General features: G+C 74.8%; 16 protein-coding genes. 8 read left to right on the top strand and 8 right to left on the bottom strand.

The window, feature by feature from the left end; all coding sequences use genetic code 11:
• The first annotated feature begins 68 nt into the window (after positions 1 to 68).
• Genes E9529_RS03730 through E9529_RS03720 form a run of 3 tightly spaced genes read left to right on the top strand, consistent with a single transcriptional unit; the run spans position 69 to position 2,561 of the window.
• Positions 69 to 1,316, top strand: coding sequence for a DUF3152 domain-containing protein (locus E9529_RS03730; protein WP_236829760.1), 1,248 nt, complete (start codon positions 69 to 71; stop codon positions 1,314 to 1,316).
• A 43-nt stretch (positions 1,317 to 1,359) separates the two neighbouring features.
• Positions 1,360 to 2,229 (top strand): alpha/beta fold hydrolase, encoded by an 870-nt coding sequence (locus tag E9529_RS03725; protein ID WP_236829759.1) that lies wholly within the window; start codon positions 1,360 to 1,362, stop codon positions 2,227 to 2,229.
• A complete protein-coding gene (locus E9529_RS03720) occupies positions 2,226 to 2,561 on the top strand; it encodes a YnfA family protein (protein ID WP_236829758.1) in 336 nt (111 codons plus the stop codon). Before E9529_RS03725 ends, E9529_RS03720 begins: the two co-directional genes overlap by 4 nt.
• 26 nt (positions 2,562 to 2,587) lie before the next feature.
• Here the strand turns inward: E9529_RS03720 and E9529_RS03715 are convergent, their stop codons facing one another.
• A complete protein-coding gene (locus E9529_RS03715; RefSeq protein ID WP_236829757.1) occupies positions 2,588 to 3,802 on the bottom strand; it encodes an HNH endonuclease signature motif containing protein in 1,215 nt (404 codons plus the stop codon).
• A 276-nt stretch (positions 3,803 to 4,078) separates the two neighbouring features.
• Here E9529_RS03715 and E9529_RS03710 point away from each other — a divergent pair, with 276 nt between their 5' ends.
• From E9529_RS03710 to pgm, 4 genes are all read left to right on the top strand, one after another.
• A complete protein-coding gene (locus E9529_RS03710) occupies positions 4,079 to 4,510 on the top strand; it encodes a DUF4190 domain-containing protein (RefSeq protein ID WP_236829756.1) in 432 nt (143 codons plus the stop codon).
• A gap of 186 nt (positions 4,511 to 4,696) precedes the next feature.
• Positions 4,697 to 5,551 (top strand): helix-turn-helix domain-containing protein, encoded by an 855-nt coding sequence (locus E9529_RS03705; RefSeq protein ID WP_236829755.1) that lies wholly within the window; start codon positions 4,697 to 4,699, stop codon positions 5,549 to 5,551.
• Positions 5,548 to 5,985: a VOC family protein gene (locus E9529_RS03700; RefSeq protein ID WP_236829754.1), complete on the top strand. Its 438-nt coding sequence runs from the start codon at positions 5,548 to 5,550 to the stop codon at positions 5,983 to 5,985. Before E9529_RS03705 ends, E9529_RS03700 begins: the two co-directional genes overlap by 4 nt.
• A 38-nt stretch (positions 5,986 to 6,023) precedes the next feature.
• Complete coding sequence (gene pgm / locus E9529_RS03695) at positions 6,024 to 7,658, top strand: phosphoglucomutase (alpha-D-glucose-1,6-bisphosphate-dependent) (RefSeq protein WP_236829753.1); 1,635 nt, start codon at positions 6,024 to 6,026, stop codon at positions 7,656 to 7,658.
• 49 nt (positions 7,659 to 7,707) lie between these two features.
• On the opposite strand, the gene E9529_RS03690 is transcribed toward pgm, so the two are convergent.
• The 6 genes from E9529_RS03690 to E9529_RS03665 form a co-directional block, all read right to left on the bottom strand.
• Entirely contained in the window at positions 7,708 to 8,274 is a 567-nt protein-coding gene (locus E9529_RS03690) for a hypothetical protein (protein ID WP_236829752.1), read from the bottom strand.
• A 10-nt stretch (positions 8,275 to 8,284) separates the two neighbouring features.
• Positions 8,285 to 8,629, bottom strand: a complete 345-nt coding sequence (locus E9529_RS03685) for a PadR family transcriptional regulator (RefSeq protein ID WP_236829751.1) — start codon at positions 8,627 to 8,629, stop codon at positions 8,285 to 8,287.
• Positions 8,630 to 8,675: 46 nt separating this feature from the next.
• Positions 8,676 to 10,193 (bottom strand): glycerol kinase GlpK, encoded by a 1,518-nt coding sequence (gene glpK / locus E9529_RS03680; RefSeq protein ID WP_236829750.1) that lies wholly within the window; start codon positions 10,191 to 10,193, stop codon positions 8,676 to 8,678.
• A 23-nt stretch (positions 10,194 to 10,216) separates the two neighbouring features.
• Positions 10,217 to 10,954, bottom strand: coding sequence for an MIP/aquaporin family protein (locus E9529_RS03675; RefSeq protein WP_236829749.1), 738 nt, complete (start codon positions 10,952 to 10,954; stop codon positions 10,217 to 10,219).
• A gap of 151 nt (positions 10,955 to 11,105) precedes the next feature.
• Complete coding sequence (glpK, locus tag E9529_RS03670; RefSeq protein WP_236829748.1) at positions 11,106 to 12,608, bottom strand: glycerol kinase GlpK; 1,503 nt, start codon at positions 12,606 to 12,608, stop codon at positions 11,106 to 11,108.
• Positions 12,601 to 13,329: an IclR family transcriptional regulator gene (locus E9529_RS03665; RefSeq protein ID WP_236829747.1), complete on the bottom strand. Its 729-nt coding sequence runs from the start codon at positions 13,327 to 13,329 to the stop codon at positions 12,601 to 12,603. The genes glpK (E9529_RS03670) and E9529_RS03665 overlap by 8 nt, the downstream gene beginning before the upstream one ends.
• Positions 13,330 to 13,552: 223 nt before the next feature.
• On the opposite strand from E9529_RS03665, the gene E9529_RS03660 reads away from it, so the two are divergent.
• Positions 13,553 to 15,283 (top strand): glycerol-3-phosphate dehydrogenase/oxidase, encoded by a 1,731-nt coding sequence (locus E9529_RS03660; RefSeq protein WP_236829746.1) that lies wholly within the window; start codon positions 13,553 to 13,555, stop codon positions 15,281 to 15,283.
• Here E9529_RS03660 and E9529_RS03655 read toward each other — a convergent pair.
• Entirely contained in the window at positions 15,280 to 16,185 is a 906-nt protein-coding gene (locus E9529_RS03655) for a sensor domain-containing diguanylate cyclase (RefSeq protein WP_236829745.1), read from the bottom strand. The two genes, E9529_RS03660 and E9529_RS03655, sit on opposite strands and share 4 nt — an antisense overlap.
• Positions 16,186 to 16,299 lie beyond the last annotated feature (114 nt).

Genomic DNA, 16,299 nt, shown 5'->3' with positions numbered 1-16,299 from the left:
TCGGCCCCCGCCGTCCGCCGGCCCCCGGATGCGACGCGCGGGCACCGCTGCCCGCGCCGGAGGACCTCATGACCCGAGCCCTGCGCCTCCTGCTCGTCACGCTCGTCGCGGTGGCGGCGGTCGTCCTGCAACCCGCCGGCGCGTCCGCCGCGGAGCGCACGGTGACCTACACGGTGTCCACGCGGGGCGCGGTCTCCGGCGATCTCGGGCACTTCACCGACGTCGCACGCGACGCGCTCACCGATCCCCGCGGGTGGAGTCTCGGCGGCACCGTGGCGTTCCAGCAGGTCGCCTCGGGCAGCGACTTCGACCTCGTCCTGGCCGCGCCGTCGGTGATCGCCGCGGCGTCACCGGGGTGCAGCGCCCAGTGGAGCTGCCGGGTGGGGCGCTCGGTCTACATCAACGACGAGCGCTGGCGGTTGGGCACGGCGTCGTGGCCGCACGGGATCGACACCTACCAGCGCTACGTCATCAACCACGAGGTCGGGCACTGGGTCGGCATCGGGCACACCGACTGCCCCTCCGCCGGCCGGACCGCGTGGGTGATGCAGCAGCAGTCGATCTCGCTGCAGGGGTGCCACGCCAACGTGTGGCCGGTCATCGCCGAGCGGGAGCAGGCCGGGCGGCTCCTGGGCGTCTCCGTCGCCTGGTCGGCGGTCGAGCAGCGGTACCGCGCCCTGGGTCAGGAGGGCGGGATCCTCGGCGCACCGGTGGACTGGGAGCGGCGCTCGCCCGACGGTGTCGGGGCATACCAGAACTTCGCCCGGCCGGCGACGATCTACGCCAGCCCGGCGACGGGGGCCCACGAGATCTACGGGGCCATCCGTGGGCACTACGGGGCGCTGGGCTACGAGCTGGGACTGCTGGGCTACCCGACGACCGGGGAGCGCGGTTCCCCGGACGGGGTGGGCCGCTACCAGAACTTCGCGCGCCCGGGGACGATCTACTTCACGCCGGCGACGGGGGCGCACGAGATCTACGGGGCCATCCACGGGCACTACGCGGCGCTGTCCTACGAACTCGGCCCGCTGGGCTACCCGATCACCGGTGAGCGCGGTTCCCCGGACGGGGTGGGCCGCTACCAGAACTTCTCCCGGAGCGACGGGGCGTCCATCTACTTCACGCCGAGGACGGGCGCGCACGAGGTCTACGGGCCCATCTGGTCGCGCTGGGGCGGGACCGGCTGGGAGCTCGGCCCGCTCGGCTACCCGGTGAGCGGGGTGTACGACGCCGCGGGCGGCAGCCGGACGGACTTCGAGGGCGGGTACATCACGCTGGACGCGGCCACCGGCGAGACGGAGGTCGTCCTGGAGTGACCGCGGGGCCGCGCGGCACCGCCGGCTCTGGTGGAATCGCCCGGTGACGGAGAACGCCGAGGAAGCCCTGCACGCCCGGACGCTGGGTGAGGTCGGCCCGCGCGTGGTCTTCGTGCACGGCCTGTTCGGCCGGGGGAAGAACTGGACGACGATCGCCAAGGGCCTGGCCGACGACCACCGGGTGACGCTGCTGGACCTGCCCAACCACGGCCACTCCCCGTGGACCGACCGGGTCGACTACGTGGACATGGCCGAGCTGGTCGCCGCGGAGCTCGAGTCCTATGGCGAGCCGGCCACGCTGGTCGGCCACTCCATGGGCGGCAAGGTCGCGATGCAGCTGGCGCTGCGCCGGCCGGAGCTGCTGCGCGCGCTCGTCGTCGTCGACATCGCCCCGGTCGAGTACCCGCTGAAGGGCGGCCGCACCGAGGACCCCGACGAGGAGGCCTCCCCGTTCGCCGCGTTCATCGCCGCGATGCGGGCGATCGACCTCGAGGCGCTGGAGTCCCGGTCCGACGCCGACGCCGCCCTGCGCACCGCCGTCCCCAGCCGGATGGTCCGCAGCTTCCTGCTGCAGAGCCTCAGCCGGCAGGAGGAGGGCGACGGCTGGCACTGGCGGCTGAACCTGGAGCTCCTGGAGCGGGACCTCGGGGAGCTGCGCGGCTTCCCCGAGCCCCCGGCGGGCGCGGCGTTCGACGGGCCGGTGCTGTGGATCGCGGGCGCCAACTCGCACTACGTGCTGCCCGAGGACCGGCCGCGCATGGACGCGCTCTTCCCCGCCACGCGGCTGGTGAAGGTGAAGAACGCCGGGCACTGGGTGCACTCGGAGCAGCCCGAGGTCTTCCTGGAGACGCTGCGCCGGTTCCTCGACGGAGTCGAGAAGAGGTCGCAGGGCCTGGACGCGGTGGAGGGGTGACCGTCACCCGGTCGCTGCTCCTCTTCGCCCTGGCGGCGCTGGCCGAGATCGGGGGCGCCTGGCTGGTCTGGCAGGGGGTGCGCGAGCACCGCGGCTGGGCGTGGATAGGGGCCGGGGTGGTCGCGCTGGGGCTGTACGGCTTCGTGGCCACGCTGCAGCCCGATGCGAACTTCGGCCGGATCCTCGCCGCGTACGGCGGCGTCTTCGTCGCGGGGTCCCTGGCGTGGGGCATGGCCGTCGACGGGTTCCGGCCCGACCGGTACGACGTCGCCGGCGCGCTGATCTGCCTCGTCGGCGTCGCGGTGATCATGTACGCCCCGCGCGGCGCGTAGCGGACGGCGGCGGTGCCGCTGGCGGGTCAGGGACCGGCGCGGCTGAGGATCTCGGTCCCGTCGGGGCGGTGGGTATGCCAGCGGCCGGTGCCGGGGTCGCGGCGGATGGTGAACCCGCCTTCGTGGACGGACGTGTGGTGCCGTTCGCAGAGCAGTGCGCCGTTGTCGCAGCTGGTCGGCCCGCCGTGGGCCCAGTGCACGACGTGGTGCACGTCGCACCACTCCGGCGGTGCATCGCAGCCGGTGAAGACGCAGTGGGCGTCGCGGATCTCGATGGCCCGGCGGATCGCCGCCGAGGAGGTCCGCTGGGCGCGGCCGACGTCCAGGGGCAGCCCGTCCGGCCCGGTGATGACGCGGGCGACGCCGGCGTCGCAGGCCAGCCGGCGGGCGGTCTCGGGGTTGATCGGCCCGGCCCAGCCCAGCGAGCCGCCGGCCACGCCAGGGGCGCCGCGGGCGGCGCACAGGGCGAACCAGTCGATCGTCACGCGCACGTGCGGGCGTTCCGCGCGCACGGCCGGCAGCGCCCCGCCGTCCAGGGCGCCGCGGGCCAGCGCCACCAGGGCGTCGGCCTGCCGCTCGGCATGGCAGCGGAGATCGCCGGCGGGGCGGTCGCCGTTCATGAGCGCGGCCAGCGCGGTGTGCACGTACTCCCCGCCGACGGCGTCCAGTTCGCCGCGCAGGTGCACCCGCCCGTCCAGGCCGGGGGCCATGGTGAACCGGCGGCGCACGTCGGCGGCGTCGTCCAGGGTGCCGTCGGGGTCCACCCCGGCGACCCACTCCTTGACCCCGCGGGCGGTGTCGTGCGGGCCGGTGGCCCGTGCCAGGTCGGCCAGGATGGCGTCGGTCTCGGCCAGGTCGATGCCCAGCTCGGCGGCCTTCGCGATCCGGCGCGGGGTCATGGCCTTGGTGATCACCCGGGCGTGGGTGGCGCTGATCGTCCCGGCGGCGAACGCCGCCGCCGTCTCCGGCAGTTGTTCGAGCCGCCGGCCGGTGGACACCGTCGCGGACGCCAGCTCCGGTGCCATCCGGCACGAGCCGCGCAGCCACGCCTGCATGGACACCGCGCCGTCGCGGCGGTAGGCCTCCCGCCGGTCCGAGGCCCGCACCGCCGTGGTCAGCGCCGCGGTGATCCGGTTGACCGTGGTGCTCAGCTCGCCGACCAGGTCGAGCAAGGTGCCGTCGGACAGCTCGCCCAGGTCGATCGACGCCAACTCGTCGAGGGCCGACCGCAGCTCGGACACGTGCGCGCTCCCTCCTGCGAGGACCTCGACCGACACCCGGACAGTAGGGGTGGGGTATGACAGAAATCGCAGGTCAGAACGTTGATGGCGACGCGCCCGTCACGGCGCCGATCGAGACGTGTGACGGCGCCGGCGGGTGCAGGGTCCCGTAGCTCTGCCGGCTCCCCCGTCGGGGTGGCCGGTGCCGCGCGGCGCGTCCGTCCGATCCCCGACGACCGTCACGATGGTGCGAACGCCGGGGACGTGCTCCCGGCGCCCCAGCCCAGGAGCGAGCAGATGACGTACCCCGATCCGCACCACCCCGGCGCCGACGACCCGTACCGGCCGGCACCGGCGGCCTGGGGTCAGCAGCCGGCGCCCTACGGCGCTCCGGCTCAGCCCGGCGGCTCCCAGGGCCCGCCCCAGCCCGTGCCCTACGGGCAGCCCTACCCCGGTCCCTACGGCCAGCCGTACGGCGGCTACCCGTACGCACCGCCGCAGCGCACCAACGGCATGGCCATCGCCTCGCTGGTGCTGGGCATCCTCTGGCTGTACTGGATCGGCAGCATCCTGGCGCTGGTCTTCGGCTACACCGCCCAGCGGCAGATCCGGGAGAGAGGCGAGTCCGGCGGCGGCATGGCGACGGCGGGGATCGTGCTCGGCTGGATCGGGGTCGGGTTCTTCGCCCTGTTCCTCCTCTTCGGGGTCGCCTCCTTCACCGGCTACTGAGCACGGCGGACGAGGCCGAGCCAGGCACGAAGGCACCGTCGAGACGCCCCACCGACTGTTGAGCCGCACCAGGGCACGGCTCGACGGTCGGTGGCGCGGCTCGACCCGCGTGGCAACGGGACGCGCCCCGCTGGGACCGCATCGACCGCTCTGGAGCCCTGAGCCGGCCGCTGCCATCCTGGCCGGGTGCGGCAGGAGTCGGTGGTGCACCGCCCGCACCCGGCGCTGCGCCCGCACGTCGCGGCCGCGCTGGGCTACCGGCACGAGGGCTTCCCGCCCGGCGAGCACCTGGGCCTCCCCTCCCCCTGGCTGACCGTCGTCCTCACCCTCGACGAGCCGCTGGAGATGGCCGCGCACCCGGACCCGGCGCAGTCCCCCGGCCGCTTCGACGCCCTGGTCGGCGGGCTGCACACCCGCCCGGCGCGGATCGTCCACCCCGGCCGGCAGGCCGGCATCCAGCTCTCCCTCACGCCGCTGGGTGCCCGGGCGCTGCTCGGCCTGCCCGCCGGAGTACTGGCCTCGGTGGACGTCGCGCTGGCCGACCTGCTCGGCCCGCCGGCCGAGGAGCTTCTCGCGCGGCTCCGCGCCGCCGACGGCTGGCCGGCCCGGTTCGCCGCGCTCGACCGGGCGCTGCTGCGCCGGCTGCGCGGCACCGACGGCGTCCCGGCGGAGGTGGCCGAGGCCTGGCGGCTGACGACGGCGGGCGGCGGCCGGCTCCGCGTCGCCGAGGTGGCCGCCCGGGTCGGCTGGTCCACCCGGTACCTGGAGCGGCGGTTCCGCGCCGAGACCGGGCTGAACCCGAAGGAGGCGGCGCGCGTGGTGCGGTTCGACCGGGCCCGCCGCGCCCTGGCCGGCCGCGTCGCGCGCGGTCTGCCGCCCGACCTCGCCGCGCTCGCCGTCGCCGCGGGGTTCAGCGACCAGGCGCACCTGACCCGGGAGTGGACGGCGTTCGCCGGCCTGGCGCCGACCCGCTGGCTGGCCGCGGAGTTCGGATACGTGCAAGACACCTCCGCCCTGGACGCGGCACTGTCGGGGGCATGACGAACCCGACGACCACCGCCCAGGCACCCGCCGCGGGTCAGGCCCCGCCGCCGCAGGTGTGGCCCGCCTTCCGCGCCCGCGACGCCCGCGGGCTCATCCGCTTCCTCGTCGACGCCTTCGGCTTCGAGGAGACCGTCACCTACGGCGAGGGCGACCGCGTCGACCACGCCCAGATCGACTGGCCCGAGGGCGGCGGCGTCATGCTCGGCTCGGTGCGCGACGACGGCGGGCAGTGGCCGGTGCAGGCCACCGGCTGCTACGTCGTCACCGCCGACCCGGACGCCGTGCACGCCCGCGCCGTCGCCGCCGGTGCCGAGATCGTCCGGCCGCCCTACGAGACCGACCACGGCTCCCGGGACTTCGCCGCCCGCGACCCCGAGGGCAACCTCTGGCAGTTCGGCACCTACCGGGGCGAGCCCCGCCGGGGCGGCTGAGCTCGCGCGGGACCGGCGCGGACGCCAAGATCAACGGCATGAGCGACGCCCGCGCCGGACAGCCCGCCCAGCCCGCCGACCTGATCGACGTGGCATCGCTGGTCAGCGCGTACTACACCGTCGAACCGGATCCGGCCGAGCCCGCCCAGCAGGTGGTGTTCGGCACCTCCGGCCACCGCGGGTCGTCGTTCGACGCGGCGTTCAACGAGGCGCACATCCTCGCGACCACGCAGGCGATCTGCGAGTACCGGGCCGAGCAGGGCTTCGACGGGCCGCTCTTCCTCGGCCGGGACACCCACGCGCTCTCCGAGCCCGCCTGGGCGACGGCGCTGGAGGTGCTGGCCGCCAATGACGTGACCGTGCTGGTCGACGCCGCAGGCCGCTACACCCCCACGCCGGCGATCAGCCACGCGATCCTGCGGGCCAACCAGGGCAAGCAGCAGGGCCTGGCCGACGGCATCGTCGTCACCCCCTCGCACAACCCGCCGCGCGACGGCGGGTTCAAGTACAACCCGCCCAGCGGCGGGCCGGCCGACACCGACGCCACGGGGTGGATCGCCGGTCGCGCCAACGACCTGCTGCGCGCCGGGCTCAGCGGCGTCCGCCGGGTGCCGGTGGAGCAGGCGCGCGCCGCCGCGGAGACCTACGACTTCCTGGGCACCTACGTCGACGACCTGCCCCAGGTCGTCGACCTGGACGCCATCCGCGACGCGGGCGTCCGGATCGGTGCCGACCCGCTGGGCGGCGCCAGCGTCGACTACTGGGCCGCGATCGCCGAGCGGCACCGCCTCGACCTCACCGTGGTCAACCCGCTGGTCGACCCCACCTGGCGGTTCATGACGCTGGACTGGGACGGCAAGATCCGGATGGACTGCTCGTCCCCGCACGCGATGGCGTCCCTGGTCCAGCGCCGGCACGAGTTCCAGATCGCCACGGGCAACGACGCCGACGCGGACCGGCACGGCATCGTCACCCCCGACGGCGGGCTGATGAACCCCAACCACTTCCTCGCCGTCGCGATCGCCTACCTGCTCAGCCACCGCCCCGGCTGGGCGAAGGAGGTCGCCGTCGGCAAGACCCTGGTGTCCAGCTCGCTGATCGACCGCGTGGTCGCCGACCTGGACCGGACGCTGGTCGAGGTGCCCGTCGGCTTCAAGTGGTTCGTCCCGGGCCTGCTCGACGGCTCGGTGGCCTTCGGCGGCGAGGAGTCCGCCGGTGCCTCGTTCCTGCGCCGCGACGGCGGCGTCTGGACGACGGACAAGGACGGCATCCTGCTCGCGCTGCTGGCCGCGGAGGTCCAGGCCGTCACCGGACGGTCCCCCTCCACGCTGCACAAGCAGCTCACCGACCACTTCGGCGAGTCCGCGTACGCCCGCATCGACGCCCCGGCGTCCCGCGCGGAGAAGGCGGCGCTGGGCAAGCTCTCCCCCGAGGACGTCGCCGCCACCGAGCTGGCCGGCGAGCCGATCACCGCCAAGCTGACCCGCGCACCCGGCAACGACGCCCCGATCGGCGGCCTCAAGGTGACCACCGAGAACGCCTGGTTCGCCGCCCGCCCCTCGGGCACCGAGGACGTCTACAAGATCTACGCCGAGTCCTTCCGCGGGCCCGAGCACCTCGCGCAGGTGCAGGAGGAGGCCCGCGCCGTCGTCGCCACCGCGCTCGGCGGCTGACGCCGTCGCTCGCGGCTGACGCCGTCGCTCGCGGCTGACGCCGTGGCCGTCAGCGGCTGAGCAGGCCGCCGACCACGGTCATGGCGAGCAGCAGCACCGGGAGGCCGGCCAGGAGGGCCACCTGCTTCCGGGTGAAAGGCACCATGTCGGCGCCGGTGCGGGGGTCGAGGACCGGGTCGGCGTCGTCCCCCCGCCGCGCCGCGAGCACGAAGCGCGCGGTGCAGGCGGCCAGGACGAGGGCACCGGCCGCGGCGACCGCCCAGGCGGGCAGGCCGAACAGCGAGCGGTCGCCGGCGGCGAGCGACCACAGCCCCTCGGCCGTGGCGAACCCGCCGAGGCCGGTGAGCACGGCCACGAGCAGGTCCCGGACGCCGAGCGACCCGCGGACCCACGCCCACGTGCCCACGGGGCGGATGCCCAGGGCGTCGGCCACCTGGTCGGCGTACTCCCGCGGCGGGCCGAACGCCTCCCGCGGGTGCTCGCCGGTCTCGGCGACGTGGCTCTCCACCTCGGCGAGCACCTCGCCGATCCGCGTGCCCGGCACGTCACGCAGGCGCAGGCGCAGCAGCAGGTCGTCGCACCAGGCCTGCTCGGTGCTGTTCAGGACCTTCCCCATGGCGGGCTCCTCAGGCGGGGACGGACGGGGACGCGAGCAGGCCGGCGGCCCGCTCCGTGAACACGCGCCACTGGGCGGCGCGCTCGTGCAGGGCCTGCCCACCGGCGGCGGTCAGGGTGAAGAACTTGCGGCCGGGGCCGGCCTCGCCCGCCGCCCAGGACGACGAGACCAGCCCCTCGGCCTCCAGCCGGGTGAGGATCGGGTACAGCGTGCCGCCCTTGACCGACCCGAGGCCTGCCTCGGCGAGCCGTGCGGCGATCGCGTAGCCGTACGTCGGCCCGTCGGCGACGACACGCAGCACGCACAGCGAGAGCACACCGCGCATCCACTCGCCGGGCCAGCGCTCCTCCGTCACGCGCTGGACAGTACGGCTGACTAGTCAGTTACGCAAGCTAGTCGGCTCAGCTGACGTCCTCGTCGACCCAGTCCAGCGACTTGGTGACCGCCTTCTGCCAGTTGCGGTAGTTGCGCTCCCGCTCCTCGGCCGCCATCTGCGGCTCCCAGCGCTTGTCCTCGGCCCACTTGGCGGTCAGCTCGTCGAGGTCGGACCAGAAGCCCACCGCGAGGCCGGCCGCGTAGGCGGCGCCCAGCGCCGTCGTCTCGGCGATCTTCGGGCGGATCACCGGGACGTCGAGCAGGTCGGCCTGGAACTGCATGAGCAGCTCGTTGCCGACCATCCCGCCGTCCACCCGGAGCTCGGTCAGGTCGACGCCGGAGTCGGCGTTCATGGCGTCCAGCACCTCGCGGGTCTGGTAGGCCGTCGCCTCCAGCACCGCCCGGGCGAGGTGGCCCTTGTTCACGTACCGGGTCAGGCCGACGACGGCGCCGCGGGCGTCGGACCGCCAGTGCGGGGCGAACAGCCCGGAGAACGCCGGGACGAAGTAGGAGCCGCCGTTGTCCTCCACCGAGCGCGCCAGGTCCTCGATCTCCGGGGCGCTCCCGATCATCCCGAGGTTGTCGCGCACCCACTGCACCAGCGAACCGGTGACGGCGATGGAGCCCTCCAGCGCGTACACCGGCTTGGCGTCGCCGAGCTGGTAGCACAGCGTCGTGAGCAGGCCGTTCTGCGAGGGGACGGCCTCCTCGCCGGTGTTCAGCAGCATGAAGTTGCCGGTGCCGTAGGTGTTCTTGGCCATCCCGCGCTCGAAGCAGACCTGCCCGAACGTCGCCGCCTGCTGGTCCCCCAGCGACCCCGCGATCGGCACCCCGGCGAGGAAGCCGGCCTTCCGGCCCCGCCCGTACTCCTCGGAGTTGGACCGGATCTCCGGCAGCATCGACACCGGGATGCCCATCTCCTCGGCGATGGACTCGTCCCAGGCGAGCGTCCGGTAGTCCATGAGCATCGTGCGCGAGGCGTTGGAGACGTCGGTGAGGTGCTGGCCGCCGTCGGCACCGCCGGTCATGTTCCACATCAGCCAGGAGTCGATGGTGCCCATGAGCAGCTCACCGCGCTCGGCCCGCTCGCGGGCGCCCTCGACGTTGTCGAGGATCCAGCGGACCTTGGGCCCGGCGAAGTAGGTGGCCAGCGGCAGCCCGACCCGGTCCTTGTACCGGTCGGCCCCGCCGCCCAGCGCACCGAGGTCCTCGATGATCTTCGTGGTGCGGGTGTCCTGCCAGACGATGGCGTTGTAGACCGGCTCCCCCGTCGCCCGGTCCCAGACGACGGCGGTCTCCCGCTGGTTGGTGATGCCGACGGCGACGATGTCGGCGGGCCCGGCGTCGCTGCGGGCGATGGCCTGGCCGACCACCTCGCGGGTGTTGCGCCAGATCTCCAGGGCGTCGTGCTCCACCCACCCGGCCCTCGGGAAGATCTGCTCGTGCTCCTTCTGCCCGACCGACACCACGGCGCCGTCGTGGTCGAAGAGCATGCAGCGGGTGCTCGTGGTGCCCTGGTCGATGGCTGCGACGTACTGCGGCATGGCTGTTCCTCTCGGTGGGGCGGTCAGAACGGGACGTGCGACAGGCCGCCCGCGAGGACGGCGCCGACGATCGGGCCCACGATCGGGACCCACGCGTACCCCCAGTTGCTGCCGCCCTTGCCCCGGATGGGCAGGACGGCGTGGGCGAGGCGCGGCCCGAGGTCGCGGGCGGGGTTGATGGCGTAGCCGGTGGGCCCCCCGAGGGAGGCGCCGATGCCGACCACCAGCAGGGCGACGGCCAGCGGGCCGAGCTGGGTGGGCGTGTCGCCGAACCGCAGGATGATGTAGACGAGGACGAACGTGCCGATGACCTCGCTGATCACGTTGTCCTTGATCGTGCCGGTCGCCGGCCCGGTGGCGAAGGTGCCCAGCTGGGTCCCGGCGGCCTCCGGGTCGTTGTAGTGCCCGTAGTAGGCCAGGTAGGCGAGCACCGCGCCGACGAAGGCCCCGACCAGCTGGCCGGCGAAGTAGACCAGCGTGCTGGCCACGGTGACGGGGACGCCCTCGGTGTAGGTGTCGGTGCCGCTCACCAGCAGGCCGACCGTGACGGCCGGGTTGATGTGCGCCCCGGACGACGCGCCCGCGAAGACGCCGGCGAAGACGGCCAGCCCCCAGCCGAAGATGATGACGATCCAGCCCCCGCCGTTGCCGAAGGTCTTGGGCAGCGCGACGTTGGCGACCACCCCGACACCCAGCAGGAGCAGGATGCCGGTGCCGAGCACTTCGCTGCCGAAGACCGTCCAGAGGCTCGTGGTGTCCACGTGTGGGTGCTCCTCCCGGTGGGCCCGCGACGCCGCGGACGGTGGATGTCCACGGGCCCGGGGCGATCCCCAGCGGACCCGTCCCGCGGACCGTAGGAGCCCGGCTGTGACCTGGACAACAGCGCGGGTTCGACATCATCGGACAGCTCGGTCAGGGCGCCCCCCACGCGATGCTGAGCTGCACCGCCCGCTCCCACCGCGGGTACTCCGCGGCCAGCGCCCGGGCCGCCTCGGCCGAGGGCGTCCACTGCGCCGCCCGGTGCCAGTTGCGGCGCAGCGCCTCGACGTCGGACCAGACACCGACCGCCAGCCCGGCGGCGTACGCGGCCCCGAGCGACACCGTCTCCCCCACCATCGGGCGGACCACCGGGGTGTCGAGCACGTCGGCGATGAACTGCATCAGCAGGTTGTTGGTGGTCATCCCGCCGTCCACCCGGAGCGCGGGGAGCGACAGCCCGGAGTCGGCGGCCATCGCCCGGACGACGTCGCGGGTCTGCCAGCCGGTGGCCTCCAGCACCGCCCGGGCCAGGTGGCCCTTGCCGACGTAGGAGGTCAGCCCGGCCACCAGCCCGCGCGCCTCGCCCCGCCAGTGCGGGGCCAGCAGGCCGGAGAACGCGGGCACGACGTAGCAGCCGCCGTTGTCCTCCACCGTGCGGGCGAGGGTCTCGACCTCAGGGGCGGTGGCGATCAGCCCGAGCCCGTCGCGCAGCCACTGCACCAGGGCGCCGGCCACGGCGACGGAGCCCTCCAGCGCGTACCGCACCGGCTCGCCCGCCAGCTGGTAGGCGACCGTGCTGATCGACCCGGAGCGGGTGCGCACCAGCTCGGTGCCGGTGTTCTGCAGCAGGAAGCTCCCGGTGCCGTAGGTGCACTTCGCCTCGCCCGGCGCGAAGCACGCCTGCCCGAAGAGCGCGGCCTGCTGGTCGCCGAGCGCGCCGGTGATCGGCAGCGGGCGGGCGAGCGCGGTCGCCGTGCCGAGCATGCCCACCGAGGGCCGGATCTCCGGCAGCATCGCTGCGGGGATGCCGAAGAAGGCCAGCAGCTCGGGGTCCCACCGGCAGGTGCGCACGTCCATGAGCAGGGTGCGGCTGGCGTTCGTCACGTCGGTGACGTGCCGGCCGCCCTCCGGGCCACCGGTGAGGTTCCAGATCAGCCAGGTCTCCATCGTGCCGAACAGCAGCTCCCCGCGTTCGGCCCGCTCCCGGGCGCGGGGCACGTGCTCGAGGATCCAGCGCAGCCGCGGCCCGGAGAAGTAGCCGGCGATGGCCATGCCGCTGCGCTCGCGGACGAGCTCGGCGTCCGGGCGCGCGCAGAGCTCCGCGACCAGCTCCGCGGTGCGCGTGTCCTGCCAGACCAGCGCGCGCAGCACGGGCCGGCCCGTCGCCCGGTCCCAGACGACCGTGGTCTCGCGCTGGTTCGCGATGCCCAGCGCGACGACCGAGCCCGCCGCGCCGACGTCGGCCAGCACCTCGTCGGCCGTCCACCGGGTGTTCGCCCAGATCTCCATCGGGTCGTGCTCGACCCAGCCCGGCCGGGGGAAGTGCTGGCGGTGCTCGCGCTGGCGGACGGCGACCATGCGGCCACCGCGGTCGAACACGAGCGACCGGGTCGACGTCGTCCCCTGGTCGACGGCGAGCACGTAGCGGTCAGGCACCGCCGTACCCCAGCTCGCGGGAGACGGCGGCGGCCGCGTCGGTGACCATGCCCAGCAGCAGACCGCGGGGGGCGCCGCGCCCGTCGAACAGCGAGGTCACCGGCCCGCTCACCCCGAGCGCGGCGACCACCGGGCCGCCGGGGCCGCGGACGGGCGCGGCGATGCACCCGCGCCCGGGCTCGTGCTCGCCCCGCTCGGCGGCCCAGCCGCGGGCCCGCACCTCGGCCAGCTCGGCGGCCCGCCCACCGTGCCCGTTCCGCGCCGTCCGGGGGTCGGGCGCGTGCGCCAGCAGGACCTTGCCCAGCCCGGTGGTCCGGGCGGGCAGCGTGACCCCGACCTCCAGCTCCTGCGCCGAGTCGTCGGGCCGGAAGACGTGGTGGACGACGACCACCTCCTCCTCGCCGGCGAGGGTGGCCAGCCGCACCGTGTGCCCGCTGCGGGCGGCCAGCGCGTCGGCCCAGTTCGAGGCGCGCGACCGCACCTCGTTGACGTCGAGCGGCGTGCCCAGCCGGCGCAGGCCGGAGCCGACGGTGTACCGGCCGGTCTCCCGGTCCTGCTCCACGAACCCGACGTGCAGCAGGGTGCGCAGCAGGCCGTGGGTGGTGGTCTTGGCCAGCCCGACGGCCTCGGCGATGTCGGTGACGCCGAGCGCGCCGCGCGCCGCCGCCACGACGTGGAGGATCGCCGCCGCTCGTTCGACGGACTGCACGGTGCCCGGCATGGCGCGACGCTAGGGCATCCGGGGTGCCGCGTCCCCTCCCGCCGGTACGACGATGTCGGACGTGCTGCGTCGACGCCGCGCCGGGGCCGACCTACCGTGGGCCCAGCCGGTCGCGGGACGGCGCGCCCGCCCCGCGGCCGAGGGCAGTGACACCGAGGCGCGCCGCTCCGGCGCCCTCACCAGCGCGTCCCGCCCGGTGGGCGGGCATCCCCGGGGAGTGCAGATGACGGCAGTACGCCCGCTCGGGCCGGAGCAGCGCGCCAAGGCCTGGGCCGAGCTCGCCGAGGGGGGCTTCGAGGTCCTCGTCGTCGGCGGCGGTGTGACCGGGGCCGGGGTCGCGCTGGACGCCGCGACCCGCGGTCTGCGCACGGCCCTCGTCGAGGCGCGGGACTTCGCCAGCGGGACCTCCTCCCGGTCCTCCAAGCTCTTCCACGGCGGGCTGCGCTACCTGGAGCAGTTCGACTTCGGGCTGGTCCGCGAGGCGCTGCACGAGCGCGACCTCTCCGTGAACCGGCTCGCCCCGCACCTGGTCAAGCCGGTGCCCTTCCTCTACCCGCTCACCCACCGCGGCTGGGAGCGGCCCTACGTGACCGCCGGCCTCGCGCTCTACGACGGGCTGGCCCGGCTCGGCGCGCTCTCCGAGCCGATGCCCGCGCAGAAGCACCTGACCCGCACCGGGGCGCGCCGGATGTTCCCCGCGCTCCGGCCGGACGCGCTCGTCGGCGCCGTCCGCTACTACGACGCCCAGGCCGACGACGCGCGGCACACCCTGACCGTCGCCCGCACCGCCGCGACCTACGGGGCCACCGTCCTCAACTCGGCCGAGGTCGTCGCCTTCGAGCACGCCGGCGGGCGGGTGGTGGGCGCCCGGGTCCGCGACGTGGAGACCGGGGAGGAGGTCGACGTCCGCAGCGAGGTGGTCGTCAACGCCACCGGGGTCTGGACCGACGACATCCAGACGCTGGTCGGCGGGCGTGGCCGGTTCCACGTGCGGGCCAGCAAGGGCGTGCACATCGTCGTCCCCCGGGACCGGATCAACGGCGAGGCCGGGCTGATCCTGCGCACCGAGAAGTCGGTGCTCTTCGTCATCCCGTGGGGCAGCCACTGGATCGTCGGCACCACGGACACCGACTGGGAGCTGGACAAGGCGCACCCGGCGGCCAGCCGCGCCGACATCGACTACATCCTCGAGCACGTCAACGAGGTGCTGTCGGTGCCGCTGACCCACGACGACATCACCGGGGTGTACGCCGGGCTGCGCCCGCTGCTGTCCGGGGAAAGCGAGTCGACCAGCCAGCTGTCCCGGGAGCACGCCGTCGCCCGGCCGATGCCGGGGGTCGTCGCCGTGGCGGGCGGCAAGTACACGACCTACCGCCCCATGGCCGCGGACGCGGTGGACGCCGTCGCGCAGGACGTCAGCCGGCGGGTGCCCCCGAGCGTCACGGAGAACATCCCGCTGGTGGGCGCCGAGGGCTACGCGGCGATGGTGAACTCCCTCGACGGCCTCTCCCGGCGCTGGGGCATCCCGCGGTTCCGCGCCGAGCACCTGCTGAACCGCTTCGGCTCGCTCACCCCGGACGTCCTGGCGCTCGCCGAGGACCGGCCGGAGCTGCTGGAGCCGGTCCCCGGGGCCGAGGAGTACCTCATGGCGGAGATGGTGTGGGCCGCCGGGCACGAGGCCGCGCTGCACCTGGACGACCTGCTGGCCCGGCGCACCCGCATCTCCATCGAGACGCCGCACCGCGGGGTGGAGTCCGCGGAGCCGGTCGCGCGGGTGGTCGCCGACGTCCTGGGCTGGGACGAGCAGCGCATCGCCAACGAGGTGGCCAGCTACACCGCGCGGGTGGAGGCCGAGCGCCGCTCGCAGACCGAGCTCGGCGACCAGGAGGCCGACGCCGCCCGGGTGGCCGCGCCGGACACCCGGGCGGTCGCGGTCGGCCGCGCGCTCGGCTAGCGGCGGCGGCCGGCCCGACGCCGGCGCGCCTTGTCGGCGTACATGTCGTCGTCGGCGGCCCGCACGACCCGTTCGTAGACTTCCTCGGGCTGCTCGCCGCCCCGCACCGTGCCGATGCCGATGCTGATCCCCACCGGCACCCGGGTGCCGCCGAGCTCGAGCGGCTCGGTGACCGTCGTGCGCAGCCGGTCGGCGAGGGCCTGGGCGTCGGCCTGCTCGGTGTTCTCGCAGACGATGCTGAACTCGTCCCCGCCCAGCCGGGCCGCGGTGTCGCTGGCACGCAGCACCGAGCGCAGCCGCTCGGCGAAGGAGACGAGCACCAGGTCGCCCATCGGGTGGCCCAGCTCGTCGTTGATCGCCTTGAACCCGTCCAGGTCGATGATCAGCACGCAGGTCGGGGTGTCCTCGCGCCGGCCCCGGTCGAGCGCGTGCCGCAGCCGGTCGTGGAACAGCAGCCGGTTGGGCAGCCCGGTCAGCGGGTCGTGCAGCGAGCGGTGCACCAGCTGCGCCTCGAGCGCCTTGCGCTCGGTGATGTCCTCGACGATCAGGACGAGGTGGGCGGCCAGCCCCTCCTCGCTCTCGGCGACCCACGAGGCGGTGATCTGCACCGGGAGGTCGGCGCCGTCCGGCCGCCGCAGGCGGGTCTCGTGCCGCATCGGGCGGTCGGGGTGGGCGGTCAGGGTGGCGTGCGCCTGCTGCGCGGCGAGGACCCCCTCCGGGTGGACGAGGTCGATGACCGAGCGACCGTGCAGCTCCTCGGCGGAGCGGCCGGCCATCTCCGCGAGCGCGGGGTTGACGTCGACGAGCAGACCCCCGGGCGTCGTCAACGCGATCCCCATCGGCGCGTTGGCGAAGACGCTCCGCCGATCCGCCGGGGGCAGCGCGCCCGCCACCTCGATCACCCTCCACCTCCTGTGCCGGGTCCCATCTTGCTCGACGCGGACGACGACCCGCCGTCCGGACCACCCGGCACGGTCCCGGGGCGCCCGATCGGGGGAACCCGGCGCGGGGAGGGG

The organism is Blastococcus sp. KM273128 (assembly GCF_021698975.1).
GTDB lineage: Bacteria > Actinomycetota > Actinomycetes > Mycobacteriales > Geodermatophilaceae > Blastococcus.
The sequence above is the reverse complement of the archived record's forward strand: the minus strand, read 5'-3'. Positions and strand labels throughout refer to the sequence as shown.